This window comes from Cobetia amphilecti, from assembly GCF_020217465.1.
Classification (GTDB): domain Bacteria; phylum Pseudomonadota; class Gammaproteobacteria; order Pseudomonadales; family Halomonadaceae; genus Cobetia; species Cobetia amphilecti.
On sequence record NZ_CP084115.1, the window covers coordinates 3,923,772 to 3,942,465 of the forward strand.

Annotated in this window: 16 protein-coding genes; 12 read left to right on the top strand and 4 right to left on the bottom strand. The window is 64.9% G+C overall.

The annotated features are described in order from the left end of the window. Positions 1-41: 41 nt before the first annotated feature. The 10 genes from LCW13_RS16375 (at position 42) to LCW13_RS16420 (ending at position 10,031) form a co-directional block, all read left to right on the top strand. Complete coding sequence (locus LCW13_RS16375) at positions 42-1,226, top strand: NAD(P)/FAD-dependent oxidoreductase (RefSeq protein ID WP_225347398.1); 1,185 nt, start codon at positions 42-44, stop codon at positions 1,224-1,226. 39 nt (positions 1,227-1,265) lie between these two features. Then, positions 1,266-1,652 (top strand): sirohydrochlorin chelatase, encoded by a 387-nt coding sequence (locus tag LCW13_RS16380; RefSeq protein WP_043335994.1) that lies wholly within the window; start codon positions 1,266-1,268, stop codon positions 1,650-1,652. A gap of 266 nt (positions 1,653-1,918) precedes the next feature. After that, positions 1,919-2,830, top strand: coding sequence for a MerR family transcriptional regulator (locus LCW13_RS16385; RefSeq protein WP_225347399.1), 912 nt, complete (start codon positions 1,919-1,921; stop codon positions 2,828-2,830). A gap of 49 nt (positions 2,831-2,879) precedes the next feature. Further along, complete coding sequence (gene phrB / locus LCW13_RS16390; protein ID WP_225347400.1) at positions 2,880-4,376, top strand: deoxyribodipyrimidine photo-lyase; 1,497 nt, start codon at positions 2,880-2,882, stop codon at positions 4,374-4,376. 64 nt (positions 4,377-4,440) lie between these two features. Further along, positions 4,441-4,941, top strand: a complete 501-nt coding sequence (locus LCW13_RS16395; RefSeq protein WP_225347401.1) for a nuclear transport factor 2 family protein — start codon at positions 4,441-4,443, stop codon at positions 4,939-4,941. 186 nt (positions 4,942-5,127) lie between these two features. After that, entirely contained in the window at positions 5,128-5,952 is an 825-nt protein-coding gene (locus LCW13_RS16400; RefSeq protein WP_225347402.1) for an SDR family NAD(P)-dependent oxidoreductase, read from the top strand. Between the two features lie 96 nt (positions 5,953-6,048). Next, the gene (locus LCW13_RS16405; protein WP_225347403.1) at positions 6,049-7,395 is read left to right on the top strand and encodes an NAD(P)/FAD-dependent oxidoreductase; all 1,347 of its coding nucleotides are present in this window, start codon (positions 6,049-6,051) and stop codon (positions 7,393-7,395) included. After that, a complete protein-coding gene (locus LCW13_RS16410) occupies positions 7,392-8,210 on the top strand; it encodes a DUF1365 domain-containing protein (RefSeq protein ID WP_225347404.1) in 819 nt (272 codons plus the stop codon). Before LCW13_RS16405 ends, LCW13_RS16410 begins: the two co-directional genes overlap by 4 nt. Positions 8,211-8,220: 10 nt before the next feature. Then, on the top strand, positions 8,221-9,504 hold the full coding sequence (locus tag LCW13_RS16415; RefSeq protein ID WP_225347405.1) for an SAM-dependent methyltransferase: 1,284 nt from the start codon (positions 8,221-8,223) through the stop codon (positions 9,502-9,504). Beyond that, on the top strand, positions 9,492-10,031 hold the full coding sequence (locus LCW13_RS16420) for a DUF2878 domain-containing protein (protein WP_225347406.1): 540 nt from the start codon (positions 9,492-9,494) through the stop codon (positions 10,029-10,031). The genes LCW13_RS16415 and LCW13_RS16420 overlap by 13 nt, the downstream gene beginning before the upstream one ends. Positions 10,032-10,036: 5 nt before the next feature. Here LCW13_RS16420 and LCW13_RS16425 read toward each other — a convergent pair whose 3' ends face one another. Then, the gene (locus LCW13_RS16425) at positions 10,037-11,875 is read right to left on the bottom strand and encodes a putative bifunctional diguanylate cyclase/phosphodiesterase (RefSeq protein ID WP_225347407.1); all 1,839 of its coding nucleotides are present in this window, start codon (positions 11,873-11,875) and stop codon (positions 10,037-10,039) included. 297 nt (positions 11,876-12,172) lie between these two features. On the opposite strand from LCW13_RS16425, the gene fabA reads away from it, so the two are divergent. Further along, positions 12,173-12,688, top strand: a complete 516-nt coding sequence (fabA, locus tag LCW13_RS16430) for a 3-hydroxyacyl-[acyl-carrier-protein] dehydratase FabA (protein WP_043334808.1) — start codon at positions 12,173-12,175, stop codon at positions 12,686-12,688. Between the two features lie 13 nt (positions 12,689-12,701). Continuing rightward, positions 12,702-13,919: a beta-ketoacyl-ACP synthase I gene (fabB, locus tag LCW13_RS16435; protein ID WP_043334810.1), complete on the top strand. Its 1,218-nt coding sequence runs from the start codon at positions 12,702-12,704 to the stop codon at positions 13,917-13,919. Positions 13,920-14,061: 142 nt separating this feature from the next. Here the strand turns inward: fabB and LCW13_RS16440 are convergent, their stop codons facing one another. The 3 genes from LCW13_RS16440 to LCW13_RS16450 form a co-directional block, all read right to left on the bottom strand. Further along, complete coding sequence (locus LCW13_RS16440) at positions 14,062-14,823, bottom strand: lysophospholipid acyltransferase family protein (protein ID WP_225347408.1); 762 nt, start codon at positions 14,821-14,823, stop codon at positions 14,062-14,064. Positions 14,824-14,841: 18 nt separating this feature from the next. Beyond that, entirely contained in the window at positions 14,842-15,726 is an 885-nt protein-coding gene (locus LCW13_RS16445) for a sugar nucleotide-binding protein (RefSeq protein ID WP_225347409.1), read from the bottom strand. A 62-nt stretch (positions 15,727-15,788) separates the two neighbouring features. Continuing rightward, complete coding sequence (locus LCW13_RS16450) at positions 15,789-18,296, bottom strand: bifunctional diguanylate cyclase/phosphodiesterase (RefSeq protein ID WP_225347410.1); 2,508 nt, start codon at positions 18,294-18,296, stop codon at positions 15,789-15,791. Positions 18,297-18,694: the final 398 nt, after the last annotated feature.

Genomic DNA, 18,694 nt, shown 5'->3' on the forward strand with positions numbered 1-18,694 from the left:
CCGTACCCCCTGAACACCGCCCGCGCAGGAGTCGCCTCCAGATGCCAGTATCGTCCATCGCCATCATCGGTGCCGGTATCGCCGGATTGTCCGCCGCCACCCGACTGGCCGCACAGGGCCATGCGGTGACGATTTTCGAGAAGGCACGCGGCCCCGGCGGACGCCTGGCCAGTCGCCGAACGAGCGAAGGCCCCATCGACATCGGCGCGCAATACTTCACGGCGCGTGATCCACGCTTCCAGTCCGCGCTCGAGCAGTGGCGGGCCGCAGGCGTCGTCGCAACTTGGGGTGAGAGACTGTTGAGCCTCGGCAAGTCGGCGTCTGACGAGAGCCAATGGAAGCGGCTGCGCGATGATTCCACCCGCTACGTGGCCAGTCCGCGCATGAGCGCCCTGAGCCGCCACCTCAGTGAACAGCTGCCGGCCCACGCCAGTCTGCACAGCGAAACGCGCATCACGCGCCTGATCGCGGACGAAGGCACAGCATCAGGCAAGCGCTGGCGGCTCGAGGACAGCGACGGTGATCAGTACGGCCCCTTCGATCACGTGGTGATCAGCGCACCGGTGCCGCAGGCACGCGCCCTGCTGAGCACGGCCGGCACCGACGCCCAGGGGGTGGCGCTCGCCGAGGACTCGCTGGCCCCAGTCCTGAGTGAGGCGCTGGCGCAGGTGGAGATGGCGCCGACCTGGACACTGATGGCCACTCTGGAGACGCCGCTACCCGCACTGGGAGGCGACGCTGACTGGCAAGGGTTGCTGGTCAGTCGCGGTGATGATGGCCCGCTGCGCTGCGTGATGCGCCAGCATTCGCGTCCCGGCCGCCAGCCACCGACGCATGCACGGGAAACCCTGAGCCTGCTGGCGACCGCCGGCTGGAGCCGAGCGAATCTCGAGAAGTCGCCACAGGAAGTCGCGACCTTGCTGTGGCAGGCCTTCGAGGCACTGCCGGAGCTCCGTGAGCTGGCACCTGGCTGGAGCCAGGGCAAGGTCACCCTCACGGCGCATCGCTGGCGTTACGCTCACCCGACCCAGACGCTGCCGCAGACCTCAGCGGCAGCCGGCCACAATGCCCATGTCCACAATGTCTATGACCAGAAGGGCTATGGCCAGGGGTCATCCGGGCTATGGCTGGCCGGAGACGCCCTGCGTGGCCCGCGCGTCGAGGACGCCTGGCTGTCAGGGCACGAGGTAGCCGAACAGCTGCTCAACACCCTCGCCGACAGCTGATACGCTGCCGCGACCCCTCATCGCCCACAGGATAGCTGCATGACTACGTCCACAGATCACGACAACGCCTTGATTCTATTGGCCCATGGGTCACGTGACCCGCGCTGGCGCGAGCCCTTCGAGGCACTGGAAGCCACGCTGGCTTCCCGCCTCAAGCGCCCGACGCGCCTGGCCTATATGGAGCTGTGCGATCCGCTGCTGACCGACACCATCGATGCCCTGGCGGCAGACGGTGCCGCGCGTATCGACATCCTGCCGCTGTTCTTCGCGGCCGGCCGTCATCTGCGCGAGGACGTGCCCGCCATGCTGGAAGACTCGCAGCGCCAGCACCCCGACTGCCCCATCAGTCTGCTTGACCCGGTGGGTGCACATCCGGCCTTTGTCGAGGCCTTGATCCAGATTGTGGAGCAACAGGACAACGCCTAGACGGCCGATTTCATGACGGGACCTTCGGCGTCAAAGGCGCTGTGATGCACCTTCAAAACATGCGCACCGAGGATGCGACGCAGCTTGCCTCTTGTCAGGCTCTGGCGGCTGCGCCATCCTGATGCCCACATGTACAGCTAGTGCACAAGATGCATTGCCGGTATCCCACAGCGCCCCAAGTGACGACACTTCAACTTTACCCTGTGTGTCGTCCTCACCTGTGCTTCACCCGGGATGCCTCGTCACCGCCAGAGGTAACACCATTCATGACTGACAAGGCCACGGAAACTGCCAGTTCGCCGCTGTTTCCGATCCGCGAAGTCTCTCGCCTGACCGGCGTCAATTCGGTCACGCTGAGAGCCTGGGAACGCCGCTACGGACTGATCGAGCCCCGCCGCACGCCCAAGGGGCATCGCCTGTATGCCCGCGAGGACATCGAGCGGATCGAACACATCCTGCAGTGGCTCAACCGCGGAGTACCTGTCAGCCAGGTACGCGAGCTGCTCGACCAGCCGCAGCCGGAAAGCACGCCGATGCCGGACGAAGGCAGCTGGAACGGCCAGCAGCAGCTGGCACTGGCCGCCATCGACGCCCAGGACGAGGCGCGCCTGGCCGAGCTGTACAACCAGAGTCTGGCACTGTACCCGGTCAGCAGCGTGGTCGAGCGCCTGTGGCGTCCGCTGCTCGAGCAGCTCGAGGAGCGCGGCACCGCCACCTTCGGCACCCGCCTGGCCCAGTGCTTCTTCGAGAGCTTCCTGCGCTCGCGCATCGGTGCCCGGCTGGTGTTTGCCAATCAGGAGCGTCACGCCCCGCACATCACGCTGACGCGCCTGCCGGAAGAACCGGGCCTGAGCTGGCTGCTGCTGTTCGCGCTGGTCGCCAGCGACGCCGGCTATCACGTCAGCCTGCTGGATGGCCCACTGCCGCTGGCGGAGCTGCCGCTGGCCGCAGAGCGCCTGCAGGCACAGGCCGTGGTGCTGGTCGGCACCCAGGCCGAGCGCTCGGATGTCATGCGCCGTCAGTTGCCGCGGGTCGCAGAACAATTGAGCGTGCCGCTGGCCATCGCTGGCCCGGCCGCCCAGATTCGCCAGCAGGAGCTGGTAGACGGGCCCATTGAAGGCCTGGGGGCCGACCCGATTCAGGCGGTCGCTCGCCTGAGGTCCTTGATGGCACGTTGATCGCAGGCTCCTGCTCGGCATTGGTTTCACCGATCGCCAAGGAGCCCCGATGTCATCTGACTCACCATCCGCCTCTTCCCCCGCCTCCGCACCAGCGGGGGCTCCCCTGCAGCTGGTCTGGCTGCGCAGTGACCTGCGCGTACACGACAACACTGCTCTCTCGCAGGCCGCCGCACGCGGCCCGGTCGTGGCCGTCGTCGCCCCCTGCCTGGCGCAGTGGGTCGAGCACGGCCACGGCGCCAACAAGCTCGACTTCCTGCGCCGCGGCCTGCATGTCCTGCAACAGGCACTCGCCGGCTATCACATCCCGCTCAAGGTGCTCGACTGCGACACCTTCGCCGAGGTGCCCGAGGCACTGGCCGCACTGTGCGACGAGCTGGGCGCCCAGGCCCTGCACTTCAATGACGAATATGCCGTCAATGAGCGTGAGCGCGACCGGCGCGTGCGCGAGCGCCTTGCCGGGGGCGACGTCCGCCTGCATCGCTATACCGACATGCTGGCCTTCACGCCCGGAGAGCTGCTGACCGGCAAGGGCGATTACTACGGCGTCTTCACCCCCTTCTCCAAGCGCTGGCACAAGGAAGTCGATTCCCGTCGTCTGGCGCTGAACGAGGCACCTGAAGTGCAAGCCACGCCCCGTGACCCCCAGGGGCGCGAGATCCACGGCGACGCCATCCCGCCACTGCCCGAGACGCTCAAGGGCGAGCCGGCGACAGCGCTGGACGCCGAGCTGTGGCCGGCCGGCGAAGAGGCCGCGCAGGAGCGTCTGGAACGCTTTCTGACCTTCCGCGCGCGCCGCTATCATGAGCAGCGCGATATCCCCGCCACCCGTGGCACCAGCGAGCTATCGCCCTATCTGGCGCTGGGCATGATCTCGGCCCGCCAATGCTACGCCGCCGTACTGGCAGAGAACGGCAGCCTCGCCGATGGCGATGTCGGCCTGACCAGCTGGGTCAACGAGCTGATCTGGCGTGAGTTCTACCAGCATATCCTGGTCGGCTTCCCGCGCGTCAATCGCCACCGCCCCTTCCAGCGCCACACCGAGGCCCTGCAGTGGCGCGATGACGACGCAGGCTTTGCCGCCTGGTGCGAGGGCCGTACCGGCTACCCCATCGTCGATGCCGCCATGCGTCAGCTGGTGCAGACCGGCTGGATGCACAATCGCCTGCGCATGGTGACGGCGATGTTCCTCACCAAGCATCTGCTGATCGACTGGCGGCGTGGCGAGGCCTTCTTCATGACCCATCTCGTCGATGGTGAGCTGGGCGCCAACAATGGTGGCTGGCAATGGGCGGCCTCCACCGGCACCGACGCCGCGCCCTATTTCCGCATCTTCAATCCGACCACCCAGGGCCAGCGCTTCGACAAGGACGGCGAGTTCATCGCGAGCATGGTGCCGGAACTGGCCGAGCTGCCGGCCAAGCGGCGCCACCAGCCCAGTGCGGATGACTGCCAACAGACGGGCTACCCACGACCGATCGTCGACCACAAGGCCGCCCGCCAGCGGGCGCTGGATACCTTCAAGGCGCTGTCAAAAAGCGAATGACCCCTCAAGCGGCCTGCTGATCTTCAGCAGGCCGCTCTTGTATCCCCCCTTCAGGAGCATTGCCATGCAATCGCTACCCGACGAGATGAGCCCGGCCCTGACTCGGGTATGTCGTCTTTACGAAAAGCTGGACAAAACCTCTACAGAACTGCTCAAATCAGTCTACAGTGACGATATCGTCTTCCGCGACCCCCTGCATGAAGTCCGCGGCCTGACGGCACTCAACGCCTATTTCTCAGGGTTGTACATGAATGTCGCCGCCATCGACTTCGTCTTTCATCACCCGCTGGGGCCGATGCCTGCGCAAGCCGCCGGCTCTGCGGATGAAGGCAATGCGGATGAAGGTAATGAACAGGGACTTGCCTGGCTCAGCTGGACGATGACCTATCGCCATCCCCGCCTGAACGGGGGCAAGGACATCAGCGTGCAGGGCGCCTCACGCCTCGAGTTCCGAGACGGGAAGGTCATCCAGCACCGTGATTTCTTCGATGCCGGTGAGCTGCTCTACGAGCAGGTGCCCGTACTGCGCAACGTGATCGGCCTGCTGAAACGTCGCATGGACTGAGTATCAAGAGGGTTGAGCTCTGGCGACATCCATACGGACACGCCCGGCGTTCTCTGAGTCAGTGTCACCCAGATTTGCCAGGCCAGGCAGGCAAGGCGCAGACACGCAGACACGCAGACACGCAGACACAGTCAGGCACGCAGACACAGACAGGCACGCCAGACACGTACATGCCAAGGAGGGGAAATGGCCAGTCATGGTTCGAGCACCACATCGACGACCACATCGACGACCGCAAAGGCTCGCAAACGCATCTGGCTGACCGGCGCCAGCTCCGGCATTGGCGAAGGACTGGCACGCCGGCTGCTGGCGGATGGCCACCGGGTCGCCCTGAGCGCGCGCTCCGCCGACAAGCTGGAGGCTATCGCAGCCGATGCCGAGCAAGGCCCCGGGCAAGCGCTGGTCGTGACGCTCGACCTCACCGACCGTGAGGCCATCCGCGCGGCGGCCAGCCAGATAGAGGCCAGCTTTGGTGGACTCGACCTTGCACTGCTCAACGCTGGCACCTGCGAATATCTGGATGCACGGGAATTCGAGGCAGACCTGGTCCACCGCGTGTTCGCGACCAACTTCCAGGCCGCCGTGGATGTGATCGAAAGCGCCTTGCCGCTGCTGCGCATGGCAGCGGCAGACGGCGGTGAGCGGCCGCAGCTGGCAGCGGTCTCCAGTGCCTCGGCCTACCTGCCGCTGCCACGCGCGGAGGCGTATGGCGCCTCCAAGGCCGCGGTGAGCTACTTCCTGGAGTCGCTGCGACTGGACCTCGACAACCAGGGCATCGATGTCAGCGTGATTCACCCCGGCTTCGTCAAGACGCCGCTGACCGAGCGCAATGACTTCCCGATGCCGATGCAGGTCACTGTCGATCAGGCGGTCGAGGCGATCGTGGCGGGGCTCGCGCGTCATCGGCTCGACATCCATTTCCCGCGACGCTTCACGCTGCTGGTCAAGTTGCTGGGCATCCTGCCCGCCCCCTTGCGCCGCAGCATCGGTCTACGCATGACCCGCGACTGAGTGCGCGGCAGGCAAACCCGACGAGGTCTGCCCGCGCCGAATACCCGGCAACGCTTCTGCTCATGACGACATGGTGCGTTCTTCTTCTGGAGTGGCATGAACACGACAACTACCTACGCGACAGCGTCTCTACCCCGCCAGCGGATTGCCGTCATCGGCAGCGGCATCAGCGGCATGTCAGCGGCCTACTACCTGAGTCGCAAGCATGAAGTGCATGTCTTCGAGTCAGCCGAGCGCCTGGGCGGCCACACCGCCACCATGGATGTGCAGTGCGCCGATGGCAGCGACTGGGCCATCGACACCGGCTTCATCGTCTTCAATGACCGCACCTACCCGCATTTCCAGCGCCTGCTGGAACGCCTCGACGTGGCCTATCAGCCCACCGAGATGAGCTTCTCGGTGCATACCACCGCCGAGGACTTCGAGTACAACGGCCATACCCTGCTGTCGCTGTTCGCCCAGAAGCGCAATCTGCTGCGCCCGCGCTTCTATCGCCTGCTGCGCGACATCCTGCGCTTCAACAAGCAGGCTGCCGCCGATCTGGACAACGGCAAGCTCGCCGAGGGCGCGACCCTGGGCAGCTACCTGGATGCCAATGGCTACTCGCAGGTATTCCGTGAGCATTACCTGCTGCCGATGGGCGCGGCGATCTGGTCCGCCAGCATCGCGGATATCGCGCAGTTCCCGCTGCTGTTCTTCGTGCGCTTCTTCCGCCATCACGGCCTGCTGTCGGTCAATGACCGCCCACAGTGGTTCACGCTGATCGGCGGCTCGCGCGCCTATATCGCGCCGCTGACCGAAGGCTATGCCGAGCGCATTCGCCTCAACAGCAAGATCACCCGGGTCCTGCGCGACGCCGACGGCGTGACGCTTGAGCATGCCGATGGCCGCCGTGAACGCTTCGACCAGGTGGTGATGGCGTGTCATGCGCCGCAGGCACTGGCGCTGCTCGGCGATGCCAGCGAGCAGGAGCGCGCGGTGCTGGGGGCGATCACGACCCAGCGCAATGAGGTGGTGATGCATACCGACACCTCGCTGCTGCCCAGGCGCAAGGCGGCCTGGGCGAGCTGGAACTACCGCCTCGACGGGCGCGACGACGCCCAGCGGGCCAGCGTCACCTACGACATGAACATCCTGCAACGCCTTGATGAGCGCGAGCACCCGCCCCGCGAGACCTTCTGCATCACGCTCAATGACAGCGACGCGATTGATCCCGCTCGGGTGCTGGGCCGTTATGCCTATGACCACCCGCGCTTCACGCTGGCCGCCGAAGCCGCCAAGGCACGCTTCACGCAGATTTCCGGCGCGCAGGCCAAGGCGGAGGGCGCGGTGGGCCGAACCCATTTCTGTGGCGCCTGGTGGCGCAACGGCTTTCACGAGGATGGCGTATGGAGTGCGCTGCGGGTCGCCGAGGCACTGGGTGCGCGCGAGGCAGACGATTGAAGGCGCCCGCCAGCCGCATCGGTTATGGCACGCTGCGCCACCGTCGCCACGCGCCGCGCCAGCATGCCTTTCGCTATCGCGTCGCCATGGCATGGCTGGCACTGGATGAGTTGCCGGCACTGATGGCCGGCACGCGCCTGGTGAGCGCCAGTCACGCCGCGCCACTGGCCTTTCGCGACAGTGACCATCTGCCGCCCGCGGTCCACGACATTGCCGATGGCCCACTCGAGGAACGGGTGCGCGCCGCCTGCCAGCGCGAGCTTGCCCGCAGTGGCGATCACGCGCCGCTGCCGCAGGGTCGCATCTTTCTGCTGACCCAGCTGCGCCACTTCGGGATCGGCTTCAACCCGATCCGCCTCTATTACCTCTATCACGCCTCAGGCCAGCTGGGCGCCGTGCTCGGTGAGGTGACCAATATCCCCTGGGGGGAGCGCGTGCTGTATGCCGCCCGTACGGACCCGCAGCGTCGCATGCAGGCGGCGCAGTTCGACAAGCGCATGCATGTCTCGCCCTTCATGCCGATGGGCATGCGCTATCACTGGCGCTTCAACGACCCCAGCGCGGATGAGCTGTTGCTGCACATGGAAAACCACCCCCTCACCGGGGATACGGCGCGGAAAGCGCAGCACTCGCTGTTCGATGCCAGCCTGAGCCTGCATCTGGAACCGGCTACCCCGCGCGCCTTTCATCGCCTGCTGCTGCGTTTCCCCTGGATGACGCTCAAGACGGTCGCAGGCATTCATTTCGAGGCGCTGCGTCTGGCGCTCAAGCGCGTGCCGATCTTCGACCATCCGCGCTCGCCGTCTTCATCATGAGGAACTCATCATGAGCCAATTCGAACCCGCTCCCCCCACATTGGCCACGACCCGGGCACCGGCGGACCGCCTGACGCGGCTGCTGCGGCCACGCCTGCTGCGCATGCTCGACAAGCTCGAGGGTGGCAGCCTGACGGTGCTGGAAGGCCGTGAGCGCCACGTGCTGGGCAAGGGCGGCGCGCGCAACGTCACACTGCGTATCCATGACTCACGCGCCTGGCGGCGCATGGCGCTGGGTGGCACCGTCGCGGCGGCGGAGGCCTACATGGATGGCCAGTGGGAGACGGATGATCTGGTCGGGCTGGTGCGCCTGTTCGCCTACAACCTCGAACAGGTCAATGACTCGGTGGACAGCGGGACGTCGCGCCTGTCCAAGTGGGCGCTGAGCGTCGCCTACGCGCTGGCGCGCAATACGCTAGCGGGTTCGAAGCGCAACATCTCGGCGCATTACGATCTCGGCAATGATCTCTTCGAGCTGTTTCTCGATCGCGAGCACCGCATGTATTCCGCGGCGGTGTTCCCCTATCCCGAAGCCAGTCTGGAGGCGGCCTCCACCCACAAGCTGGAGAAACTGTTCAACCTGCTGGAACTCGGGCCGCAGCATCACCTGCTGGAAATCGGCACCGGCTGGGGCGGGCTGGCGATCCATGCCGCAAGAACACGCGGCTGCCGCGTGACCACCACGACCATCTCCGATGAGCAGCACGCCTATACCCAGGCGCGCATCGCCGCGGAAGGGCTGGAAGATCGCATCACGCTGCTCAAGGAAGACTACCGGGCACTGGAAGGCCGCTTCGATCGCATCGTCTCGGTGGAGATGATCGAGGCGGTCGGCCATCAGTATCTGCCGACCTATCTGAAGACCCTCGAGCGCCTGCTCGAACCGGCAGGCCTGATCGCGCTGCAGGCCATCACGATCCGCGATCAGCGCTTCGTGGCCGCCAGCCGCGAGATGGACTTCATCAAGCGCTACATCTTCCCCGGCGGCTTCCTGCCGTCCCATGCGGCGATTCTCAGCGCCATGCAACAGGATACCCAGCTGAACCTGTTGCAGCTCGAGGATATCGGCCTGCACTACGCCGCCACGCTCAAGGCCTGGGGGCAGCGCTTCGAGGCGCGTCTCGGTGAGGTCTATGCGCAGGGCTACGACGAGCGCTTCGTGCGCATGTGGCGTTACTACCTGGCGTACTGCGAGGGGGGCTTCCGCGAGCGCACCATCGGCACCTGTCAGCTGCTGCTGGGGGGGCCGGGGGCGCGTCCGGTACAGGCGGGGCTCCAGGATTGGGACGCCTGAACTTGCTGTCCGAGCGCCCTGGAGCACTGCTCAATGCCGGGCTCTTTCAGCTCGGCTGGTTCTGCTGCGTACTGGGCGGCTCGACGGTCGCCCTGCTGGCCACGCCGCTGATATTGGCCGTGCATCTGTGGCTGATCGTGCCGACGAGTGAGCGCCTGCGCGAGCTGCGCTGGCTGGCCGCCTTCGTGGCGCTGGGCATGGTGGTGGATGGCAGCCTGTCACTGGCCGGTGGCTACACCATCACCTCGGACACGCCTGACTGGGCGCACTGGCTGCCCCTGCCTGTCTGGATGTGGTGTCTGTGGCCGCTGTTCGCCAGCACGATCCATCATGCGCTGCGCTGGTTGTGGCAGCGGCCCTGGCTTGCGGCGGCTTGCGGTGCCATCAGTGCGCCGCTGTCCTATTACGGCGGGGCGCAGCTCGCCAGTGTGACCCTCGCCGACTGGCTGCTACCGGCGCAGGCGCTGATCTGGGGCGGCCTGTGCCTGGGTATCGCACGCCTTCATGGCCATGCCGAGCGCGCCTGAGCGCCTCAGGCGGCCTTGATGGCCAGATTGCCGGCCTCGTAGCCATTGAGCCGCTCGATGACCTCCCCCGCGGGCGCCGGCCGCGAGAAGTAGAACCCCTGGATCCAGCCGCAACCATTCGATACCAGATATTCACGCTGCTCAGCGGTCTCGACGCCTTCCGCGATCATCTCCATGCCCAGGCCCTTGGCCATCGCCAGCACCGCCATGGTGATGGCGGCATCCGCACGCTCGCCGGGCAGGCTGCGGATGAAGGCGCGGTCCAGCTTGAGCTTGTCCACCGGCAGGTCCTTCAGATAGGCGAGTGACGAATAGCCGGTGCCGAAGTCATCCACCGCGATCTGGTGGCCGCGAGCGCGTAATGCCGCCAGGCGTCGTGAGACGTCGCCGGCACGCTCATCCAGCAATACCGATTCCGTCAGCTCCAGCCCGATGGAGCTGGCAGGCACGTCATACTCCATCAACAGGCCCGCCAGCGAGGCCTCAAAGCCACCCTGGATCAGCTGCAAGGCCGAGACATTGACCCAGATGCACAGGCGATGACCGGCGCGCCGCCAGCTGGCCTGCTGCTGTACTGCCTCGCGCAGTACCCAGTTGCCCAGGCGCAGCATCAGGCCGTGGCGCTCGGCCAGCGGCACGAATTCGGCCGGTGAGATGGCACCCCGCAGCGGGTGCTTCCAGCGCAATAGCGCCTCGACACTCGCGACCTTGCCGGTGCTGGCGTCGTGCTGACATTGATAGTGCAGCTGCAATTGCCCCTGGCTCTCGATGGCGACCCGCAGGTCATTCGCCAGCCCCAGCTGCAGGTCACCGCCCGCATCCAGTGCAGGCTGGAAGCGCATGTCGGTATTGCGACCATGTCGCTTGGCGGCATACAGGGCACTTTCCAGGCGCTGCATCAGCACATCGGCGTCAACGCCATCCTCCGGGGCGCGGCAGCTGCCGATCGACAGCGCAAGGTGCAGCGCCTGATCGCCGATCTCGAAGGGCTTGGTCAACACCTGACGCAGCTCATCCACCCAGGCGGTATGCTCGCCCCCCGCCGTAGAGCGCAGAATCACGAATTCGTCGCCGCCGATGCGCCCGACCACGCCGCCGCGCGCCAGCGCCGTCAGACGCTGGGAGAACTGCTGCAGCAGACGATCGCCCCCTTCCGCGCCCAGGGCATCATTGATGCTCTTGAGCGCATCGATATCGATCAGTGCCAGGTCCATCGCCTCCCCGGCGCGCAGGCCATTGAGGCGACTGACCAGCAGGTCGCCCAGCCGGCGGCGATTGGGCAGGCCCGTCAGGGCGTCTTCCAGCCCCAGGCGCTGCAGGTCCTGCTCGCGTGCCTTGTGGCGGGTGATATCGGTAAAGAGAGCGACATGGAAGACATCGCCGCCCTGCTCGATACGGCGTGCCCGCAGCCACTCGGGATATTCATCCCCCTGCTTGCGCCGGTTCCAGACCTCGCCCTCCCAGTGGCCATTGACCTCGAGCGCCTGGCGATAACGGGCGTGAAACTCCTCGTCATGGCGCCCGGAAGACAGCAGGGAAGGGTTGCGACCAATGATCTCTTCCGGTGCGTAACCGGTGATATGACTGAAGGCGGCGTTCACGGCCAGCACCCGATTGTGGCGATCACTGATCACCAGACCATCACTGCTCAGGTGCACGGCGGCTTCCAGCAGCTGACGATGCAGCAGCTGGCGACGACGCTGGCGCGCGATGTCCAGCCCCGCCAGAACGGCAGGCAGCAACGCGGCAAGACGCAGCTCAAGCCCCGGCAACCAGGGCAGCGCTGTCAAGGCAACGAGCGCCCCGATGATCAGGGGCCGATTGAAGTGGGCTTGCGGCCACATAAGCAGCTCTCGGTGGAAGGGGTCATCGGGGATGATCCTGCATTTGCAGGCAGCGGGCCACTCTCGGCACGGCTCCAGCGGATTGCGACCGATGCCGGCAAAGAGGATCCCGCGCGAATCACACACTAGCTCCTATCGACCACTTTCCCGCCAGCTGTAGGACTTATTTGCACCCGCCCTTGCTGCCCTTTAGTCTGGCCCCCACGTGCATTCAGGGGTGCCAGCCATTAGACTAGCCCCATTCAGGCGCTCAGGTGCCTCGTACGGCATTACCATCCCGCTACTCGGAATGACTCAGTGACCAAGCAACACTCCTTTACTCGCGACGAGCTGCTGGCCTGTGGCCAGGGCGAACTCTTCGGCCCGGGCAATGCGCAACTGCCTGCTCCCAACATGCTGATGCTGGATCGCATCACTCACATCAGTGAGGAAGGCGGTAGCCACGGCAAGGGTCAGCTGATTGCTGAGCTGGATATCTCTCCGGACCTGTGGTTCTTCGACTGCCACTTCCCGGGTGATCCGGTGATGCCGGGCTGCCTGGGCCTCGATGCCATGTGGCAGCTGGTGGGCTTCCACCTCGGCTGGCTGGGCAATCCGGGCCGTGGCCGCGCGCTGGGCTGCGGCGAGGTCAAGTTCTCTGGCCAGGTGCTGCCGACCGCCAAGAAAGTGACCTACACCATCAACATCAAGCGAGTCATCACTCGCAAGCTGATCCTCGGCATCGCCGATGGTACAGTGACAGTTGACGGTCGCGACATCTATCAGGCCAACGACCTGCGCGTCGGTCTGTTCACCTCCACTGCGAACTTCTGAACGGGAGGCTCCCATGCGTAGAGTGGTAGTCACCGGGCTGGGCATTGTTTCCTGCCTGGGCAATGATCGCCAGCAGGTCCTGGAATCGCTCCGCGAAGGACGTTCTGGTATCCGCCGCAAAGAGGAATACGCCGAGCTGGGCTTCCGTAGCCACGTGGCCGGCGTTGTCGACATCAATCTCGAAGACCACATCGATCGCAAGCAATTGCGCTTCATGGGGGATGCTGCGGCCTATGCCTACATCTCCATGGCGCAGGCGATTGCCGATTCCGGTCTCACCGAAGAGCAGGTTTCCCACGAGCGTACCGGCCTGATCGCCGGTTCCGGTGGCGCTTCCTCCGCAAACCAGGTCGAGGCCGCAGACGTGATGCGCGCCAAGGGCCTGCGTCGCGTCGGTCCCTACCGCGTCACTCGCACCATGGGCTCGACCGTCTCTGCCTGTCTGGCCACGCCGTTCAAGATCAAGGGTATCAACTACTCGATCTCCTCGGCCTGTGCCACGTCTGCCCACTGCATCGGTAGCGCCGTGGAACAGATCCAGCTGAACAAGCAGGACATCGTGTTTGCCGGTGGTGGTGAAGAAGAGCACTGGACCCTGTCCTGCCTGTTCGACGCCATGGGCGCCCTGTCCACCAGCTACAACGACACGCCGGAAACCGCGTCGCGCCCGTACGACAAGACCCGTGATGGCTTCGTCATCGCTGGCGGCGGCGGCATGCTGGTACTCGAGGAGCTGGAACACGCCAAGGCACGCGGCGCGAAGATCTACGCCGAAGTGACCGGCTATGGCGCGACCTCCGATGGCCACGACATGGTGGCACCGTCCGGCGAAGGTGCAGCACGCTGCATGCGTCAGGCGATGGCGACCGTGAATGGCGATATCGACTACATCAATACCCACGGCACCTCGACGCCGGTGGGCGATGTGGCCGAGCTCAAGGCCATCCAGGAAGTCTTCGGCGCCGCCAGCCCGGCAATGAGCTCGACCAAGTCGCTGACGGGTCACTCGCTGGGCGCCACTGGCGTGCAGGAAGCCATCTACTCCATGCTGATGATGGAGAACGACTTCATTGCCGCGTCTGCCAACGTCAGCGAGCTGGATGACCGCGCCGAAGGCCTCGACATCGTCACGACCCGTCGTGATGGCGTCAAGATCGACCGTGTGCTGTCCAACAGCTTCGGCTTCGGTGGCACCAACGCCTGCCTGATTCTGGAACGTTTCCAGGACTGATGCAGCACGCGTTCAGCAGACATGCAGTCTGCTGATATGCGCTGGTGTGAGACACGAAAAGGCCGCCCTTCGGGGCGGCCTTTTTGGTGGCTGTCCGGTACTCGCTGGCGGGCACCGGATGCATCAGAAGCGCGACAAGCTGTCAGGCGCCGACGCTATCGGCTGCCGCTTCCTCTTCCAGCGGCGGACGCTGGACACTGGAGATTTCCTGTAGCTTGGTCTCGACCCAGGCCTCGACATCGGCGATCACCGCATCCGGCTTGCGCCCCGCCGTCTCGATGGCCGGGCCATAGGCGACATGGATGGTGCCTGGGCGCTTGATCCAGCTGTCGTTGGGCCAGATCTCACCGGCATTGTGCGCCACCGGCACCACCGGCACGCCGGCACGGCAGGCAATCGCGGCGCCGGACTTGTTGAACTTCTTGCGCGTCCCCGGCGCGATGCGCGTGCCTTCCGGGAAGATCAGCACGGTAAAACCGTCCTTGAGGCGCTGGGTGCCCACTGACAGCACCTGCTTGAGCGCCTTGGCCGGCTGGGTGCGATCCAGCGGAATCGGTTCCAGCAGTTTCAGCCCCCAGCCGAAGACCGGAATCTTCAGCAGCTCCTGCTTGAGCACGGTGCATAGCGGGCGCTTGGCCACCTGCAGGTAGATGGTTTCCCACTCGCTCTGGTGGTTGGCCAGCAGCACGCAGGCCCCCTCAGGCAAGGCGTCACGCCCGCTCACCTGCACCTTCACGCCGCAGGTCAGTCGGAACCACCACAGCACGATATGGTTGTAGCTATGCAGGACACGGTAGCGCGCCTGTAGCGGAAGGCAGGCCGCCAGCGGCACCAGCACCACGGCGCTGAGCAGCAACGCCATGAAATAACCTACATAAAACAGCACGCTACGCAGCGCATTCACAGGCACAGTCTCCACAGGTCAGATCGAATCGGGGCGAGATGAGCCGGAGGCGCGCTGCGCGATCCAGTCATCCATCAGGCGGGATAGTTCGAGGCGCCACGGCTTCTGATGCACACCGAAGGTGTCCAGCACGCGACGGCAGTTGAGCACACGCCGCAGCGGCGTACCGGCGTTGAGGGTCAGCGCCTTGAGCGGGCCTGCGGCCACCGTCTCGCCCAGCCCCTCGAGACGGGTGATCAACTGGGTACGCACGACACTGACGAAGGCGTAGGTGCTGATGGGCTCGGTGCCGGCCAGATGGTAGGCCCCCCAGGCATCCGCACCGCAGCGCTGCTGCTGGAGCATGCCGATCAACGCCATCGCCACGGCATCGACACTGGTCGGGCACAGGATGACGTCCTCGGCGGCACGCACCTCTTCCCCTGCCAGCAGACGCTCGATCAGTGTCGGCAACCAGGCATCGCGCCCTTCCGGACCGAACAGCGGGCCCAGACGCACGATCAGGTGATTGGGCAGCTCGGCACGGATGCGATCACCGGTCGCGATGACGCGGCGCAGCGCCGTATCGATCGGCGAGGGCACCTCGTCCTCGTCGAGCAAGCCTTCGCCGCCCTGCTCGAACATCTGATCTGCCACGCACCACACCAGCGGTGTGCCGGTCTCGATGCAGGCGGCCAGCACTTGCTCCACCGCCTCGGCATGCGCCATCACCTCGGCAGGTGCGGAATCGGCCGGGCGTGCGAACGGCGGCACGATGACGACATCCGCCTGGCTGGTGCGGATGTCATCGGCACCAATACGGTCAGACTCGACGGCGTTGAGCTCAAGATCGGCGCGCGTACCGGCCGCACGAATCAGACCCAGGCCAAGACAATGCCCGGCATCTAGCAGCAAGAGTTTCACAGGCAGGCTCCAGCAAACAGGCGCATCGCCGCAAGAGGCGACGATGCAAAGGTGTCATTCTATCAACCTTGCAGACTGGCTGCAGGCCCGTTGTTGCGTGGAGTGATGGAGATCAAAGGGGCGCCGATCGGGTGAGGGCGACCGATGCCGTAGCCTTGCACGAAGTCGACTCCGATCAGCTCGAGGGCGGGGATCAGCTCAAGACGCTCGACATATTCCGCCACCGTGATGATGCCCATCTGGGCACAGATGCCACAGATGGCGGAGACGATGGCGGCGTCGAGGCTATCGCGAGTCAGGTTGCGCACGAAGGCGCCGTCGATCTTGAGCTGGTTGACCGGCAGCTCCTTGAGGTAGGCAAAGGACGACATGCCGCTGCCGAAGTCGTCCAGGGCGAAGCTGCAGCCGAGCCGACGCATGCTGTAGATGAACTCGCGCGCCTGAGCCAGATTGCTGATGGCCGCCGTCTCGGTGATCTCGAAGCACAGCCGCTGGGGCATGACGGAGCTTTGCGTGACCAGCGCCGCCAGCTGATCGCGCATGCGCAGGTCACCCATGCTCTGGCCGGAGAGGTTGATCGCCAGCACGGCATCCGATTCGATGCGGCCATCATCGGACTCCAGCACCTGCAGCGCCTGGGTGACGACCCAGATATCAATCTCGGGCATCAGGCCGAATCGCTCCGCCGTCGCCATGAAGTGCGCCGGGGCCAGGTGCTCGCCCGAGTCGTTGACGTAGCGCAGCAGCACCTCATAGTAGGGCTTGCTGGTGGCATCACTCAGCGAGCGGATCGGCTGGATATACAGCGTGAAGCGATCATTCTCCAGCGCCTCGTGCAGCAGCGGCAGCCATTGCACCTCGCGCTGGGCGCGCTCGAATCCCGCATCTCCGTCATGGTAGGCATGCACCTGATTGCGCCCGCTCTGCTTGGCCATGTAGCAGGCCCCATCCGCCTGACGCAGGACCTCGGAGGCCTGGACACCACTTTCGACCGGCGCGACCCCGATACTGACGCCCAACTGGAATGGCCGCCCCTCATCGTAGTAGCGATAGGCACTGACGGCCGCGCACAGCGCTTCGGCACGCTCGATGGCCTGCTCGCGAGAACAGCGATAGAGCAGCACGGCGAATTCATCGCCCCCCAGGCGTGCCAGTACATCCGTTTCCCGCACATGTGCTCGCATCAGCGCGGAGAGCTCGCGCAATACGGTGTCTCCGGCCGCGTGACCGCAGGTGTCGTTGACCACCTTGAAGAAGTCGAGATCCAGGTACAGCAGCTGGTGAAAGCCGCCATCGGTCAGCGCCGCGGTGAGAGAGTCATCGAAGGCGGTGCGATTGTGCAGGCCGGTCAGGCTGTCGTGATGCGCCTGGAAGTTGAGGCGCCGAATCATGGCCTGGCGATAGCTGATGTCGCGGAAGACCAGTACGGCCCCCTCGACATCCCCACTGCGACGCCGCACGGGCGAGGCCTTGAGCTCCACGGCACATTCACTGCCATCACGTGCCACCAGCAGCGTCTGGCTGGACATGTGCACCACTTCACCACGCTGCAAGACCCCTTCCAGCTGGCTGGAGACCGACTGCAACGTACCTTCATGGCGCAGCTGCAAGATGCGCGCCCAGGGACGACCGCGGGCTAACGACGGGTCCCAGCCACACAGTTCGGCAGCGATGGGATTGATGTGCTGGATATGGCCCTCGCGATCAAGGCTGATCACTCCTTCATCGATGGAATCCAGCATGACCGCCACCTGATCGCGCTCATGACGCAGCTCCCGGGTCCGATACTCCAGCAGGCCATCCAGACGCGAGCGGTAATGGCGACTACGACGCATGCGCTGCTCGGCACTGATGGCCAGGAGTGCCAGCCCCAGCACGGCCAGGGTCGCGATCGCGATGGCCAGGGCCAGCCACAGATTCTGCCCGGAGTTCATGCCCGCCCCGGCAGGAGAGATGATGGGCGTGGTCAGCGGCATCATCTCCATCGCCGCCATGCCGATGTAATGCATGCCGGCAATGGCAAGTCCCATCGCACCGGCCGCCAGGGCCTGATAGATACGATTGGGGCGGCGCTGGCGCAAGAAGAAGCCTCCCAGCCACAAAGCCGCCGTCGCGGCCACCACCGCCACCACGATGGACACCGCGAACAGCAGCGGGTCATAGCGGTATGGCATGTTCATGTGCATCGCCGCCATGCCGGTGTAGTGCATCGTGGCGATACCGCCGCCCATGATGGTCCCGCTGGTCATCAACAGCATCGGCGTCAGGCGTGGCAACGTATTCACCCAGAGCGCCAGCCCCGATGCCAGCATCGCGATCAGCACCGACAACGCCGTCAGACCGGGCGCATAGGTGACCGAAGCCGGGCTTTCATATGCCAGCATGCCGATGAAATGCATGGCCCAGACACCCAGCCCCATCGCCACGGCTCCGCCCACCAGCCAGCCGAGGCTGGTGGCGCGCGAAGGGGCCAGCGCGACCTGACGAATCAACTGCAGCGCTGCATGTGAAGCCAGCACGGCGACTACGATTGACAGGGCGACCAGTGGGTAGGAATAACTGCCATGCATGAATAACCTCAATCATCAGGGGCATGCCACAGTCGGCAAGATAGGGGCGGAAATCCGACAACGGCGTCATGTCGCCAGCACCCTCTCTGGAGTACCACGACAGGCTTCTCAGGCCATGGATTGCCACCCGACAACACTGGCAGTCCAACGGCGAGATACCAAGAGAATACGGCCATGAAGCGTTTTTTGCACAACGCTCGTTTGCAACGCATGTATGAGCCGCAATGGACTGGCGCTCAACCTCCCTTACGCGCGGCACTAGCCACTGGATGTCGCGCTCGGAATCATTTCTCATGATCAGCGATAATTCATGAAAAACAGTCGCTTACATAAACAATATCGCGAACATCTTATGGTTGATTCAAAAAAAAGCCCTCGCTGAACGAGGGCCTTTTCAT

Coding starts and splice junctions, on each gene's coding strand:
- LCW13_RS16375 (WP_225347398.1), top strand. CDS start 42: ATGCCAGTATCGTCCATCGCCATCATCGGTGCCGGTATCGCCGGATTG.
- LCW13_RS16380 (WP_043335994.1), top strand. CDS start 1,266: ATGACTACGTCCACAGATCACGACAACGCCTTGATTCTATTGGCCCAT.
- LCW13_RS16385 (WP_225347399.1), top strand. CDS start 1,919: ATGACTGACAAGGCCACGGAAACTGCCAGTTCGCCGCTGTTTCCGATC.
- phrB (WP_225347400.1), top strand. CDS start 2,880: ATGTCATCTGACTCACCATCCGCCTCTTCCCCCGCCTCCGCACCAGCG.
- LCW13_RS16395 (WP_225347401.1), top strand. CDS start 4,441: ATGCAATCGCTACCCGACGAGATGAGCCCGGCCCTGACTCGGGTATGT.
- LCW13_RS16400 (WP_225347402.1), top strand. CDS start 5,128: ATGGCCAGTCATGGTTCGAGCACCACATCGACGACCACATCGACGACC.
- LCW13_RS16405 (WP_225347403.1), top strand. CDS start 6,049: ATGAACACGACAACTACCTACGCGACAGCGTCTCTACCCCGCCAGCGG.
- LCW13_RS16415 (WP_225347405.1), top strand. CDS start 8,221: ATGAGCCAATTCGAACCCGCTCCCCCCACATTGGCCACGACCCGGGCA.
- LCW13_RS16425 (WP_225347407.1), bottom strand. CDS start 11,875: ATGTGGCCGCAAGCCCACTTCAATCGGCCCCTGATCATCGGGGCGCTC.
- fabB (WP_043334810.1), top strand. CDS start 12,702: ATGCGTAGAGTGGTAGTCACCGGGCTGGGCATTGTTTCCTGCCTGGGC.
- LCW13_RS16450 (WP_225347410.1), bottom strand. CDS start 18,296: ATGCATGGCAGTTATTCCTACCCACTGGTCGCCCTGTCAATCGTAGTC.